The organism is Roseovarius sp. 217 (assembly GCF_000152845.1).
Taxonomy (GTDB): Bacteria; Pseudomonadota; Alphaproteobacteria; order Rhodobacterales; family Rhodobacteraceae; genus Roseovarius.
In genome coordinates this window covers 343,986-358,540 of the sequence record NZ_CH902584.1, presented here as the reverse complement: position 1 = coordinate 358,540, position 14,555 = coordinate 343,986, and the positions used below count along the sequence as shown (strand labels likewise).

At 59.8% G+C, this 14,555-nt stretch carries 12 protein-coding genes; 10 read left to right on the top strand and 2 right to left on the bottom strand.

Features of this window, described 5'->3' with window-relative positions; genetic code table 11:
* Window positions 1-2: 2 nt before the first annotated feature.
* Window positions 3-632, top strand: a complete 630-nt coding sequence (locus ROS217_RS01745; RefSeq protein WP_040650895.1) for an urease accessory protein UreF — start codon at window positions 3-5, stop codon at window positions 630-632.
* Window positions 629-1,288 (top strand): urease accessory protein UreG, encoded by a 660-nt coding sequence (gene ureG, locus ROS217_RS01740; RefSeq protein ID WP_009815921.1) that lies wholly within the window; start codon window positions 629-631, stop codon window positions 1,286-1,288. The genes ROS217_RS01745 and ureG overlap by 4 nt, the downstream gene beginning before the upstream one ends.
* On the opposite strand, the gene ROS217_RS01735 is transcribed toward ureG, so the two are convergent.
* Complete coding sequence (locus ROS217_RS01735) at window positions 1,285-1,953, bottom strand: TetR/AcrR family transcriptional regulator (RefSeq protein ID WP_009815920.1); 669 nt, start codon at window positions 1,951-1,953, stop codon at window positions 1,285-1,287. The genes ureG and ROS217_RS01735 overlap by 4 nt on opposite strands.
* Before the next feature lie 143 nt (window positions 1,954-2,096).
* On the opposite strand from ROS217_RS01735, the gene ROS217_RS01730 reads away from it, so the two are divergent.
* From ROS217_RS01730 to ROS217_RS01700, 7 genes are all read left to right on the top strand, one after another.
* The gene (locus ROS217_RS01730) at window positions 2,097-3,224 is read left to right on the top strand and encodes an efflux RND transporter periplasmic adaptor subunit (protein ID WP_045686344.1); all 1,128 of its coding nucleotides are present in this window, start codon (window positions 2,097-2,099) and stop codon (window positions 3,222-3,224) included.
* 20 nt (window positions 3,225-3,244) lie between these two features.
* Window positions 3,245-6,349 carry an efflux RND transporter permease subunit gene (locus ROS217_RS01725; protein ID WP_009815918.1) on the top strand — a complete coding sequence of 1,035 codons (3,105 nt, stop codon included), beginning with the start codon at window positions 3,245-3,247 and terminating at the stop codon, window positions 6,347-6,349.
* A 118-nt stretch (window positions 6,350-6,467) separates the two neighbouring features.
* Window positions 6,468-7,598, top strand: coding sequence for an extracellular solute-binding protein (locus ROS217_RS01720; RefSeq protein ID WP_050766359.1), 1,131 nt, complete (start codon window positions 6,468-6,470; stop codon window positions 7,596-7,598).
* Window positions 7,599-7,674: 76 nt separating this feature from the next.
* Entirely contained in the window at window positions 7,675-8,751 is a 1,077-nt protein-coding gene (locus ROS217_RS01715) for an ABC transporter ATP-binding protein (protein WP_009815916.1), read from the top strand.
* Window positions 8,744-9,772 carry an ABC transporter permease gene (locus tag ROS217_RS01710; RefSeq protein ID WP_009815915.1) on the top strand — a complete coding sequence of 343 codons (1,029 nt, stop codon included), beginning with the start codon at window positions 8,744-8,746 and terminating at the stop codon, window positions 9,770-9,772. The genes ROS217_RS01715 and ROS217_RS01710 overlap by 8 nt, the downstream gene beginning before the upstream one ends.
* Window positions 9,769-10,575, top strand: a complete 807-nt coding sequence (locus ROS217_RS01705; protein ID WP_009815914.1) for an ABC transporter permease — start codon at window positions 9,769-9,771, stop codon at window positions 10,573-10,575. Before ROS217_RS01710 ends, ROS217_RS01705 begins: the two co-directional genes overlap by 4 nt.
* On the top strand, window positions 10,572-11,495 hold the full coding sequence (locus ROS217_RS01700) for a CehA/McbA family metallohydrolase (RefSeq protein ID WP_009815913.1): 924 nt from the start codon (window positions 10,572-10,574) through the stop codon (window positions 11,493-11,495). The genes ROS217_RS01705 and ROS217_RS01700 overlap by 4 nt, the downstream gene beginning before the upstream one ends.
* Before the next feature lie 6 nt (window positions 11,496-11,501).
* On the opposite strand, the gene ROS217_RS01695 is transcribed toward ROS217_RS01700, so the two are convergent.
* Window positions 11,502-13,115: a GMC family oxidoreductase gene (locus tag ROS217_RS01695; protein ID WP_009815912.1), complete on the bottom strand. Its 1,614-nt coding sequence runs from the start codon at window positions 13,113-13,115 to the stop codon at window positions 11,502-11,504.
* Between the two features lie 115 nt (window positions 13,116-13,230).
* Here ROS217_RS01695 and ROS217_RS01690 point away from each other — a divergent pair, with 115 nt between their 5' ends.
* A complete protein-coding gene (locus ROS217_RS01690; protein WP_009815911.1) occupies window positions 13,231-14,466 on the top strand; it encodes a TRAP transporter substrate-binding protein in 1,236 nt (411 codons plus the stop codon).
* Window positions 14,467-14,555 lie beyond the last annotated feature (89 nt).

Genomic DNA, 14,555 nt, shown 5'->3' with positions numbered 1-14,555 from the left:
TGCTGACGCCTGCACATCTGACGCTGATCCAGTGGCTCTCGCCCGCCTTTCCCACCGGGGCCTTTGCCTATTCGCACGGGTTGGAGCGCCAGATTTCAACCGGTGTCGTCACCGATGCGGCAAGCCTAGAGGTTTGGCTGACAAACGTCCTTCGATTTGGTGCAGGCTGGCAGGATGCGGTTTTGCTGGCGCAGTCGCTCGATGGCGATAGTTCGGCGCTCGATGATCTGGCGCGCGCGCTACAGCCCTGTGCCGAACGGTTACAGGAAACCCGCGAACAAGGGGCGGCGCTCGCGCGGACGGTAGCTGGGATTACCGGGCGCGTTTTGCCGATGCGTTCGTTGCCGGTGGCACTGGGTGAGGCAGCAAAACCGTTAGACCTGCCGAAACTGGATGTCATCTCCTTATATCTGCAGGGGTTGGCCGGGAATCTTGTAACGATCGCTATTCGTCACATCCCGTTGGGGCAAACGGACGGGCAATTGGTGCTCTCGCGACTTCTTCCGCTGATTCATGATCTCGCCCGCAGTGCTGCTGACGCGACGCTGGACGATTTAGGAGGTTGTGCGCTCGCGGGCGATCTTGCGGCGTTACAACATGAAACCCAAGAGATAAGGATATTCAGGACATGACCGAGCGTATGAACGGTCCTTTGCGCGTCGGCATCGGTGGTCCGGTGGGCGCAGGCAAGACCACACTGACCGAAGGACTGGCGCGCGCGCTGGCAAGCCGATGTTCGATGGCGGTGATCACCAATGACATTTACACCCGCGAGGATGCGGACTACCTGATGCGCGCACAAGTTCTGCCAAATGAGCGGATCAGAGGTGTAGAAACTGGAGGGTGTCCGCATACCGCGATCCGAGAGGATGCCTCTATCAATCTGGCGGCGGTGGCTGATTTGAGCGCCACCTTTCCCGATCTTGATCTGATCCTGATTGAATCGGGTGGTGACAATCTCGCGGCGACCTTCAGCCCTGAACTCGCGGACCTGACAATCTATGTCATCGACACTGCCGCCGGGCAGGACATCCCGCGTAAACGTGGACCGGGTGTGACAAAATCCGACTTGCTTGTGGTGAACAAGACTGATCTCGCGCCCTATGTGGGCGTTGATCTGGCGCTTTTGGAGGCAGACTCAGCGCGCGCGCGGGGGGCACGACCCTTTGTGTTGGCACAGTTGCACAGGGAGACCGGGATCGAGGCTGTCGTTGCGTTTATCGAGCGAGAAGGCGGATTGCGGCTTGGACCGCCTTTGACCAAGGCCCGTCACCCTCGCGCGGTTTAGAGATTGCGCGCGGGGGCCGCGACACCGTTGAGAAACACCCGTATCGCCAACCTGCGCCGCGCGGCGAATGTGTCAGGGGTGGCCAACCGTGCCGGATCAAGCAGCGATTCAAGTGGCCAAGGCCGCACCATATCCAGCAGTAACATGGCGGCCTCTCTGGTGTCCTCCAGCTTGATTTCTCCGCGTGCCACGCCACGTTCCAGTTCACTCGTCAGAATGGACAGATCGCGCTGTATCAGGCCATCGACAAGATCGCACCCGATGTCCGGCGCGGTTGGCACCTGTGCCACAAAGGCGCGCAGAATCTCAAGCGGCAGGCCATAGCCCTGATGCCGGATGTTCTGAGATAGAACGCGATCCAGTCGGTCCGCAATTGGCAGGTCCGTTTCGCAAGCGGGCAGGGGGCGGATGAACTGGTCCGCCACTTTGTCCATATAGGACCGCAAGAGGGCCGTGCGTCCCGGAAAGATATCGTAGAGCGTGCGCTTGGACATGCCAGCCCGGTGCGCGATGACCTGCATTGTCGCCCCATCAAGTCCGCTTTCGGCATGCACTGATTCGAGTGCCGCAAAGATTGCCTCACGGCGTTCGTCACAGGAAAACGTAATCGGTCGACCGCGCCGAATATTCTCGCAGGTCTTGGTGTTCGGCGTGTTACTGTGCATCAGCCTAACTCAATTTCGCACAGGTTGCTGTGCGGGCCATCTGTGATCTTGCCATTTCCGGGTCCGTCATATTTATAAAACCCAACCGTTTTATAAATCACCCGATGCAATCGCGCCAATGCTTTATCGTGAAAGGGCTCCTGATGGCTCATCTTCCAAGGTTCATCCTTACCCTTGTGGTCTGTGCCTGTTTTGTGCCGGACTTAGTTGTGGCGCAACAGGAGCAAGGACCGACCCCCGTCACCGTTGTAACGCTCGAGCCGGAAAATGTGACCCTGACGTCGCTTTTGCCGGGGCGGGTGGCAGCCTCGGCCGAGGCCGAAGTACGTCCTCAGGTCAACGGGATCATCACCGAGCGCCTATTTGAAGAAGGCGCCGATGTGACCGAAGGTGATCCACTCTATCAGATTGATATGGCCACTTACGAAGCGGCTGTGCGGCAGGCGCAGGCAACTGTCGCACAGGCCGAGGCGCAGTTGCGTTCGGCGGAGCGCGAAGCGCAGCGGTTGGTGGAGCTCCAATCCCGGAACGTAGCCAGCGAACAGGCACTGGACGAGGCGACATCGACCCGCGATGCGGCGGCTGCGGGATTGGAGCTGGCCAAGGCGCAGCTGAATTCGGCAGAGATCGAATTGTCTCGTACCACAATCCGCGCACGGCTCTCAGGGCGTATCGGCCTCTCTCTCACGTCGCAGGGCGCGCTTGTAACCGCAAGTCAGTCACAGCCGCTGACCGTGATCCGGAACATCAGCCCCGTTTATGTCGATGTGACGCAATCCGCGGCGGACCTCTTGCGCTGGCGACGGGGCGAGACGGAGCGTGATCTGGAGGGAGCGGATTCGACAGTGCGGCTAAAGCTGGCGGATGGTTCTGACTATAGCGAGACCGGCCAACTCAAGGCGGCTGAACCAAACGTAAATCCGCAGACCGGCGTCGTGACACTGCGAATGCAATTTGAGAATCCCGACCTCCTACTTTTGCCGGGAATGTATGTGCAGGTGGAAGTGCCCGTTGAAGTGGCCGAGGCGGTTTATCTCGTGCCACAAGAAGGGGTGATCCGCGATCGTCGTGGGCGGCCCTTGTCTTGGGTGGTCAACGGCGAAGGGGTGATCGAAGAGCGCGCGCTCAGCGTCATTCAGAACCGCGGCAATGATTGGGTTGTGGACGAGGGTTTGAATCCCGGTGATCGCATTGTTGTGGCAGGCTTTCAGAAAACTGCGCCGGGGGCAACCGTCGCGCCCGAAGAACGCAGTGCTGAGCCGCAACAGTAACCGGGCAGAGGATATACCGCATGGCTAGTTTCTTTATCGACCGCCCGGTTTTTGCCTGGGTCATTTCCATTCTCATCATGGGGATTGGGATTCTAGCGATCATGATCCTTCCGGTCGCGCAATATCCCCAGATTGCACCTCCGTCAGTCACGGTCTCGGCCACCTATCCAGGGGCCTCTGCCGATACGGTCGCCAACACGGTGACACAGGTTATCGAGCAGCAGATGACCGGACTGGACGGTTTGCGTTACTTCTCGTCTCGCTCGACCTCGGCCGGTAGTGCTGAGGTAACTCTGACGTTTGAGACAGGCACCGATGCGGATATCGCGCAGGTGCAAGTGCAGAACAAGCTAGGACAGGCTACGCCACTCTTGCCTGAGATCGTGCAACGGCAGGGAATCACGGTCGAGAAATCCTCGGCTGGGTTCCTGATGGTGGTCGGTATGATCTCCACCGACGGCAGTCTCGAACAGGTTGATCTGTCGGATTATATGGTGACCAATCTGGTCGACGAGCTAAGCCGGATTGAAGGCGTCGGTTCGGTCAATGTGTTCGGCGCGCAATATGCAATGCGGATTTGGCTCGATCCATCCAAGCTGGCGGGTTTTGGCCTGACACCGTCGGATGTTGTGGCGTCCGTTTCCGCCCAGAATGCGCAGATTTCTGCGGGTTCCTTTGGGGCGCGCCCTGCTGTAGAGGGCCAGCAACTCAACGCCACGATCACCGCACAATCGCTGCTCAGCACGCCCGAGGACTTTCGCCAGATCGTTCTCAGGGCGGAAACCGATGGTGGTCTGGTGCTGCTGGACGATGTGGCAACGGTTGAGATCGGGGCAGAGAACTATGCCACAACGGCGCGGTTCAACACCGATCCGGCGGCGGGGATGGCGATCACCTTGGCACCGGGCGCTAACGCGCTCGACACGGCCCGTGCGATCAAGGAGCGCATGGTCGAATTCTCACGCTTCTTTCCCGAGGGTGTCGATTACGTAATCCCCTATGACACCACGCCCTTTGTCGAGATTTCCATCAAGGAAGTGGTCAAAACGCTGTTCGAAGCGATCGGCCTCGTGTTCCTCGTGATGTTCCTTTTCCTGCAGAACCTGCGCGCCACGCTCATTCCGACTCTTGCGGTGCCGGTCGTCCTGTTGGGCACCTTCGGGGTGCTCGCGGCGGCGGGGTTCTCGATCAACACGCTGACGATGCTGGCGATGGTTCTGGCGATTGGTCTCTTGGTCGATGACGCGATCGTCGTCGTGGAAAACGTCGAGCGCATCATGGAGGAAGAGGGCTTGGGCCCGCGTGAGGCCACGCATAAATCCATGGGCCAGATCACCGGTGCGCTGGTGGGCATCGCGATGGTGCTCTCGGCGGTGTTCGTGCCGATGGCGTTCTTTCCCGGTTCCACGGGGGTGATCTATCAGCAATTCGCAATCACCATCGTATCCGCCATGGCGCTGTCTGTGGTGGTGGCGATCACGCTCACGCCCGCGCTCTGCGCCTCCTTGCTCAAGGCCAAGAGCCACGCACCAAAGCGCGGACCGTTTGCGTGGTTCAACACGGGCTTTGGCAAGCTCACGAATGGCTACGGTGGCACGGTGGGGTGGTCGGTGCGCCGCCCGGTGCGGGTGTTCGTCGTCTATCTGGCACTGGCACTGGGCATGGCGCTGATGTTTCTGCGCACGCCCACCGGGTTTCTGCCGGAAGAGGATCAGGGCATCCTCTTTACCCTCATCCAGACCCCCACCGGATCAAGCGCCGAGCGCACGCTCGAGGTCGTCAAACAGGTCGAGGATTACTATCTAAAACAAGAAACAGACGTCGTGAATTCCATGTTCGGAGTGGTCGGCTTCAGTTTCTCCGGTAACGGGCAGAACATGGGTCTGGCCTTTGTCCAGCTCAAGGACTGGGAAGAGCGTACAGAACCGAACCAGAGTGTGCAGGCTCTTGCGGGGCGGGCCTTTGGCGCCTTCAGTCAGATACGTGATGCGATGGTGTTTCCGGTCGTACCGCCCTCGGTGATCGAGTTGGGCAACGTTTCGGGGTTCGATTTCTATCTGCAAGCGCGTGGCGGTCAAAGCCATGCTGATCTGATGGCGGCGCGCAACCAGTTGCTGGGCATGGCGGCGCAGAGTGAATTGATCGCATCCGCCCGTCCAAACGGACTTGAGGATGCGGCACAGTTCAACCTTGATATCGACTGGCGCAAGGCTGGGGCGATGGGTCTGACCCCCAGTGACGTCGGGGAGTTGCTTCAGGTCGCTTGGGCAGGCACCTACGTGAACGATTTTCTAGATCAGGGCCGGATCAAACGAGTCTATGTGCAGGGTGAGGCGGAGGCGCGCGCGCAGCCGTCGGATATCGAAAAATGGCGCGTTCGTAATGCAAGCGGCGGGTTGGTGCCGTTCTCGAATTTCTCCGAAGGGGCATGGGATTACGGTGCGCAGGGCCTCTATCGCTACAATGGCATCCCGTCTGTGCAACTGCAGGGCTCACCTGCTGCGGGGGTGTCGACTGGCGAGGCGATGGCCGAGATGGAGCGTTTAGTCGCGCAACTGGGGGCGGAATTTGAACTGGCTTGGACAGGTCTATCCCTTGAGGAACGCGACTCCGGCAATCAGGCCCCCTTGCTCTACGCGCTTTCATTGGCGGCGGTGTTCCTGTCGCTGGCGGCGCTTTATGAGAGTTGGTCTATCCCCTTCGCCGTCATGCTGGCCATGCCCATCGGGATTGTCGGTGCTTTGACCGGCGCGTGGATTGGCGGGTTCGAGAATGGCGTGTTCTTTCAGGTGGGCCTGTTGACCGTGGTGGGCCTGACGGGCAAGAACGCGATTCTGATCGTAGAATTCGCCCGAGAACGCTATGAGGCGGGCGAGACCATTCTGGAAGCGGTGATCGAGGCCGCGCGTCAGAGGTTCCGTCCCATCATCATGACCTCGATGGCGTTCTCTCTTGGGGTTCTGCCGCTGGTGCTGAGTTCTGGCGCAGGGTCCGGCGGGCGCAATGCCATTGGGTCTGGCGTTCTGAGCGGGACAATCTCTGGCACGGTGCTGGGCGTGGTCTTTGTGCCGCTCTTCTTTGTGATCGTGACGCGCCTCTTTGGCCAGGCCAAGCCGCGCGATTGATGCAGCATAGTTCCCGGCAAGAGCCGGGGACTGTCACACGAGTGTTGCCTTCGCATTCTAAAGGCCTGAGCAACCCGGCTCGTTGAGAGCCGGAGTTGATCAAACTCAGGAGCCAAGAATGACCCATCCTCTCCACACCATGTCCCGTCGTGCCGTGCTGGCAACCGGTGCCGCCGCACTGGCGACGCCGCTGATCGCGCGCCGCGCGCTTGCCTCTTCCGGCGAGGTCAATGTTTTTGCCTGGGGTGATTATTTTCAGAACGGCGAGATCCCCGACGCCTTTACCAAGGCCACCGGCATCAAGGTGAATGTCTCGACCTATGGCTCGAACGAAGAGGCCGCCTCAAAGTTGCGCGCGTCGGGCGGCAAGGGTTTTGACATCCTTTTCCCTTCGGTCGACACCCGCCCCAATTATGACGAAGGCAACCTCTTTGCTGAGATCGACGAATCGAAGCTCAAGGTGGACCTCATCGAGCCTGCTCTGTGGCGTTCGTCCCTGGAACTGGGGGCCGCGCATCGCGGCAAGCGCTATCTGGTGCCGTTCGATTGGGGCACTGAGGGCATCACCTGGGATTCGAGCGACGTCGATGTGGCTCCTGCCGATCTGTCCTACGCGCACCTCTGGGCCGATGGGATGAATGGCAAGGTTGCCATGCGCCAGAAATCGGTGCTGATCACCCTTGCGATCTATCTCGACTCGATCGGCGAAGTCCCGTCGAACCGCGCCATGGACCTCTACAAAACCGAGGAAGACACGCGCCGCATCTTTGATGCCTGCGTGGCCTTTGCCGCCAAGAACAAGGCCAATATCGGCGCTTACTGGAACAACGCCACCGAGGCCACTGGTGCCTTTACCGACGCGGGCTGCACCATCGGTCAGACATGGGATACGACCGGCATCAAGCTGCATATGGATGTGGACCCCAAGTGGCGCTACGCCGCCCCGAAAGAGGGCGCTTTGGCATGGATGGACACTGCCGCGATCCCCTCGGGCGCAGAGAATGTCGATCAGGCCTACGAGTTCCTCAACTTCCTGATGAGCCCGGAAATCGGCGGCATGTTCGCCAATGCCACCGGATATAATTCGGCGGCTGCGGGCGCATCGGCGCATCTGAGCGAGGCCAACAAAGAGGCGTTTGCCTTTGCCTATCAGAATGGTGCCATCGAAAACCTGTGGTGGTGGCCGATGTTCACGCCGTGGTTCTCGGCGGTACGCGAAGAGTATTCCGAAAAGCTGACCAACGCCTAAACCGACAAAGTGGCGCGGGGAGATGTCCCCGCGCCCGTTTCATGGAAAGACCTCAATGACAGTTTCCGCTCGCGGCATGGAGATCACCCTATCCGCCGCCGCTGTGCGCTTTGCCGAGTTTCAGGCCGTGCATCCCACGGACCTGACTATTCGCGCGGGCGAGTTTTTCTCGATCCTTGGCCCTTCAGGCTGTGGCAAGACCACGATCCTGCGCCTCGTGTCGGGCTTTTTGGAGCCGTCCGAAGGCGGCGTGCAGATCGGCGGTATGCCGATGGCGGGCATCTCGCCCTCGGATCGCCCCACCGCGCTGATCTTCCAGAACCTTGCCCTGTTCCCGCTGATGCCAGTTTGGGAGAATGTGGCCTTTGGCCTAGAGATGCGCGGTTGGAGCAAGGCCAAGCGCCGCGCGCGCGCACTTGAACTGCTCAAGATGGTGGCGCTGGACGAGCAAGCCGACAAACTGCCCTCGGAATTGTCTGGGGGGCAGCGTCAGCGCGTGGCGATTGCCCGCGCTCTGGCTGTTGAACCGGCGGTTCTGCTGCTGGACGAGCCGCTCTCGGCGCTTGATCTCAAGCTGCGGCAACATATGCGCGCCGAACTCAAGCAGTTGCAGCGCGAGACCGGCATCACCTTTGTCTATATCACCCATGATCAGGGCGAGGCGCTGACCATGTCCGACCGCGTGGCGGTGATGAATGCCGGACGGCTGGTGCAACTGGGTACAGCGGATGACCTCTATCACCGGCCCGCCAATGCCTTTGTTGCGACCTTCGTGGGCGAAACCAACCGCCTGACAGGGCGGATTGAGGCGGTGGACGGTCAGAGTGCCCGCATCGCCACGCCTGAAGGGGTCTTTGTTGCCGTCAATACAGCAGGTCTGAGCGTTGGAGAGCAGGCGTTTCTCTTTTTGCGGCCCGAACGACTGCATGTGCTGGAGGCGGGCGAAACTCAGGCCAATAGCCTGACCGGACATCTCGTGCGTCGTGATATGGAAGGGGCGTTTTCCACGCTGGTAATCGACACGGGCCAGAGCCAACTCACAGTGCACCGGGTCAATGGCGGTGGGCCAGTCGTGCCCGATGGGCCCCTACGGCTCGGGTTTTCGCAAGAGGCCGGGGTTATTCTGCCCTTGAGTGAGACCGCCAATGACTAAATTGCGCCGCGCCTTTGGGGCACCCCTGTCGGCACTGATTGTCTTTCTTGCGGGGATTTGGATTCTGGGCCTCATTGCCGCGCCGCAGATTATCATGATCGAGCAGTCTTTCTGGACCATGCAGCGTCCCGAAGGGGCCGCCGAACTGTCGGTCAAAATCGACGCGCTCTACAATCGCCTTGATGTGCTGGCACTGGATCACGCCGCCGCACCGGATGAAGCCGCCCGTGCCGCCGTTGATGCCGAGCGTGATGCGGTGCAGACCGAAATCACGGCGCTTGAGGTCGAGGAAAGCACGCCCGTCAAGACATGGACCCTGTCCAACTACGGACAGATGGGTAAGGCGCATCTGGCAATTTTCGCCAAGACGATCCTCGCCTCGTTGGCCGTTACGGCCATTGCCTTTGTCGTCTGCTATCCCATCGCCTTTGCCATTGCCAAACTAGAGCCGCCGCGCCGCGCCGCGATGATCATGCTGGCGCTCGTCATCCCCTATGCGATCAACGAATTGCTGCGGGTCTTTGCCTGGCAGATGATCCTGAATTATGGCGGGCCACTCAATGCCGCACTGGGACTGGTGGGAATTGGCCCTGTGCCCTTTCTCGAAAGCGGAACGGGCGTCTTTGTCGCCATGGTCTATGCCTATATCCTCTTCATGGTTTTTCCGCTCTACAATGTGCTTGAGACCTTGGATACGAACCAAATTGAGGCGGCGCGGGATCTGGGGGCCGGAACGATCCAGATCCATCGCCGCGTGGTCCTGCCCCATGCGCGCCCCGGCATCGCGGTCGGCTGTATCATGACCTTCATGCTGTCGGCGGGGTCTTATGCGGTGCCCTATATCATGACGCGCGGCACTGCTGATCCGTGGTTCACGCAACTGGTTTACAACCGCTTCTTTCAGGCGACCAACTGGAATGTCGGGGCGGCCTATGCGCTCAGCTTGCTGGTGGTCTGCACCGGGTTCATTTTCCTGATGATGGGCCTGCTCAAAGTACGGTTGAGGGATATCGCCAAATGAGCGGGCAGGGCAGCGGGCTGATCCTCCGCCTCTATATGGCGGTGTTCTTTGTCTATATGTTCCTGCCGCTCGGGATCATGGTGGCGGCGGGTTTCAATGCCTATTCGCCGCCCTCGGTCACGGTCTGGCAGGGCTTTACCCTGCAATGGTTTGGTGAACTCTGGGCCGATCAGCGGATGTGGTCGGGTTTGCGCAATTCGCTGATTATCGCAGGCGCGGTGATCGCGCTCGCCCTGCCGATGGGATTGGCGGGCGCGCTTTTGCTGGGGCGGTTGGGCGCGCGGGCGGCAGGGCTGCTCTACACCGTCATGGTCTCACCTTTGCTGACGCCGGGCATTATTCTGGGCATTTCCACCGTGATCTTCTGGCGTAATTTCGAGGTCGCAGGGGGGCTGTTCACCGCGATCCTTGCGCAGACCACCTTTGTTGCCTCATACGCGATGCTGATGTTCATGGCCCGTCTGCAACGACAAGATGCGACCCTGGAAGAGGCGGCGCGCGATCTGGGGGCCACGCCCTTGCAGGCCTTTCGCCGGATCACCCTGCCATTTCTGCGCCCGACCATCGTCACGGCGGCAGTGATCGCCTTTCTCCAGAGCTTTGAGAATTACAACACAACCATGTTCGCGATTGGTGGGCAACATACTCTGGTCACGGAAATCGGATCGCGCATGCGTTTTGGTCTCTCGCCGGTGGTCAATGTTATCGGTATCTTCTTCATCATCGCCACGATCACCTGTGCGGTGGTCTGGGCGATCCTCAAAGAGCGTGAACGCTGCGCTGCAAATGGAGTTTCGGCATGATGGACACTTTCAGCGCCCCCGGTCGGTTCTGGCGTGGCAATCTGCACACCCATTCGGACCGCTCGGATGGGGTTTTGCCCCCCGAGGAGGTCTGTCGCCGCTACGCCGCCGAGGGCTATGATTTCATAGCGCTGACCGATCATTTCGTTGGGCGCTATGGCTATCCGATCACCGATACCCGACCCTATCGCAGCAATCGCTTTTCCACCCTGCTTGGGGCGGAGCTGCACTCAGGCGCTCTGGCCAACGGCGAACTGTGGCACATTCTGGCGGTTGGCCTGCCCGATGCGTTCACCCCGTCCAATTCGCCCGAGTTCAAGCCGGTCCCGGATCAGGAAACTGGCCCCGAGATTGCCGCGCGCGCGGTGGCCGCCGGGGCGTTTGTTGCGGTGGCGCATCCGCAATGGTCGGGGTTGACGCTGGCGGATGCGCGCAGTCTGACGGCGGCGCATGCTGTCGAAATCTACAACCACGGCTGTCATATGGGCTGTGATCGCGGCGACGGGTTCGGCATTGCTGACCTCTTGCTCAGCGAAGGGCGGCGACTGAGCTTGATTGCCACCGATGACGCGCATTTTTCCGAACCGGATCATTTCGGCGGTTGGGTCATGGTCAAGACCGAGGAGAACAGCCCGGAGGCACGGCTTGAGGCGCTCAAGGCTGGGCTCTTCTACTCCAGCCAAGGGCCGGAAATTCGCGCGCTCCACGTAGAGGAGACCGCAATCGAGGTGGAATGCTCTGCCGCGTCGGCTGTGATGGTCCTGGGCCATGGATCGGCAGGTGTGGCAGTGCATGGCCAGTCGATGACGCGCGCGCGTGTTACCTTTGATCATCGCTGCGCCGCCTCACCTTGGCTGCGGGTCACGGTGGTGGATGCGTCCGGCAAGCGCGCATGGTCCAACCCAATCTGGAAGCGCTGAGCGCGCTCAGCCCAAAGCGCGGTCCGCAAGGATCATGTCCGAGGCTTTCTCGCCGATCATGATGGCGGGAGCATTGGTGTTGCCCGAAACGATCTCGGGCATGATTGAGCAATCTGCCACGCGAAGCCCGTCAATGCCATGCACCCGGAGCCGTGCATCGACCACGGTATCCGGTCCCTGTCCCATCTTGCAGGTGCCGGTTGGGTGATAGATGGTGGTCGAATACCGCCTTGCCCAGTCAAGCGTGCCCTCGTAATCCTCTAGATCAAGCGTGCGGTCGGGGCGGAATTCTTCCGAAATCTTGGAGGTGAGAGGTGCGCATCGAGCTATGCGGCGGGCGATTTTGATCCCTTCCACGATGGTTCGGCAATCGGTTTCAGTGGAAAGATAATTCGGGTGGATCTTGGGGTAGTGACTCGGGTCGGCAGAAGTGAGTCGAATCTCGCCTCTACTCTCGGGCCGTAATTGACAGACCGACATCGTAAAGGCTGAGAATGGATGCACCCCCTCGCCGGGACTGTCGGCGGACCATGGCTGAACGTGGAACTGAATATCCGGTGTCTCGACATGGTCGCCCGTACGCATAAAGCCGGTGGCGAGGCTTGCGGCCATGGCCATGGGACCGGCGCGAAAGAGGGCATATTTCAGAGCAATTCGCGCCTGATTGGTCAGGCTGCGTACTTCGTCGTTCAAGGTGGGTTCGTTGCATTTGAAGACCAGCCGCGCCTGCAGATGGTCCTGCATATTGCGGCCCACGGCGGGCAGATCATGGCGCACTTCAATACCATTATCGTGCAAATGAGCCGCTTCGCCCAACCCCGACAGCATCAAAAGCTGCGGTGATCCGATCGCCCCAGAGGACAAAATCACCTCGGCGTGCGCTTTGACCACATGTTCGCGTCCGGCGCGGTCACGGTAGGCCACACCTATTGCGCGTCTGCCGTCAAAGAGGATGCGGCTGGCCTGAGCATGAGTGACGATGGTCAGGTTCGACCGCTTGCGGGCTGGGTTGAGAAAGGCCACGGCGGCAGAGCAACGCCGTCCGTTGCGCGTGGTCAACTGGAAATAGCCGACACCTTCTTGCTTGGCCCCATTGTAATCTGGGTTGAACGGATAGCCAGCCTCTTGGGCTGCCGCCACCCATGCGTCACATATGGGCCTTTGCAAGCGCATATTGGACACCCAAAGCGTGCCTTGATCGCCGTGATAGTCATCAGCACCGCGCTCCTGACGTTCTGACCGTTTGAAGAGAGGCAACACATCGTCCCATCCCCAACCGGGATTGCCCATCTGCGCCCAGCGGTCGTAATCCTGCGGTTGACCACGCACATAGAGCAGCCCGTTGAGCGAGGACGACCCACCCAGAACCTTGCCGCGCGGCCAATCCAGCGCACGGCCGTTCAGGCCGGGATCTGGCTCTGTCCGATAACACCAATCCACGCTCGGATTGTGCATCGTCTTGAAATATCCGACCGGAATATGGATCCACGGGTTCCAGTCGCGCCCGCCAGCCTCAAGCAGAACCACCTTGATCGTGGGGTCTGCAGAGAGACGATTCGCCAGAACGCATCCAGCAGAACCGGCGCCGATGATCACGTAATCCGCTGAAATCTCCGACATTCCTGCCTACCCTCCTCAATCCTGACGCGAGGAAAAAATTATCCTTGCCAGATCAAGGATAATTCGATCATTATTGAGACTGCAAGTATCAAAATTGCAAAATAGGGAGGAGACCATGAAAGTATCGAAAGCCCTGAGCGAGATTTCTCGCCGGGATTTGTTCCGTCTGTCAGGTCAGTTCGGCCTGTCATCCGTGGTGTTGGGCGCGGGCGCTCTGACTGGGGCGGTCTCGCTCCCGTCTTTGGCGCGTGCCGCCGAGAGCACCTATGACAAGCGGTTCGGGAAAGAACCCAAACATACTCTAAAACTGGGAGCCTCAGGCTTCAACGCGCGCAACCTGCTGATCGAGCGGGCTGGCGTTCTGGAATTCGCCCGCGATCTGGAGGAGCGGACCGACGGCGAAATTCGCGTTGAATTCATTGGCGACAACCAGATCTGCGGTCAGCTCAACTGTGTTGAAAAAACCCAGTTGGGGGTCGTCGACATGTATGCGGCCTCGACCCAAAACTCTGCCGGTGGCGCGCCCTATCTCAATGTGCTGGATTATGCCTATATGTTCCCCAGCCGTGCCGCACAGTATCATTTCCTCTACAGCCCCGCCTCGCAGAAAATCCTACGCGAGCCTTTGGAGCAACGGCATGGCCTGAAATTCCTGTTTTCGCATTGCGAACTCCGCGGTCTGCAGATGGGTCAATCCTTTGCTCAAAAGCCAACAGTGACCAAGATTGAAGAGTTGTTCGGCACCAAGAACCGCGTCACTGGCACACAGTTGGGGCGCATCGCCATGCAGCTTCTCAATCTCAATCCGGTGCCGGTGGCCTGGGAAGAGACGCTTGATGGTCTCAAGCAGGGTTTGATCGACGGTGCTGAGACATGGGCCTCTGCTGTGGCCTATGCCAATATGTCGCCAGTGGTCAGCCAGTCTGTTGATCTCAAGTTCTTCTGTGGCACCGAGCATACCTCGATGTCGGCCAAAGTCTTCGACGCGATGGAGGGGCATTTACAGGATGCGATCATGGAATCCGCCTATCTGGCGCAGGTCCATGTGCAGGCTGCCAATGAGGCGGCGCTGGTCAAGACCGTCGGGTTCTCTGATCCGCAACTGCCCGGTACTATTTTTGCCGAGAACAACGTGCGCCCGGCCTTTCTTGCGGATGACCAGATCAAGATCGCCGAGGAAATGTGCTCGCCAGAGTTCAACCCCGAGCCTTGGGCGCAGTGGCGTGAGCGGCTCAATGGCTGGTCAGGTGGCATCGATACCTATCAGGCGATTTATGACGTGGCGCGGGAAATCCCGGTGGATACTCTGCCCGAAAACGTCGAACCGCGCCGGTGGTGGCGGTCGGCCTGAGCCTTTGACACAGGAACCGGGCTGCCCTCCGGGTGGCCCGGGCGACAACGCAACGATTGATGTTGCGCAATTGGAATGACCCGAAGGGA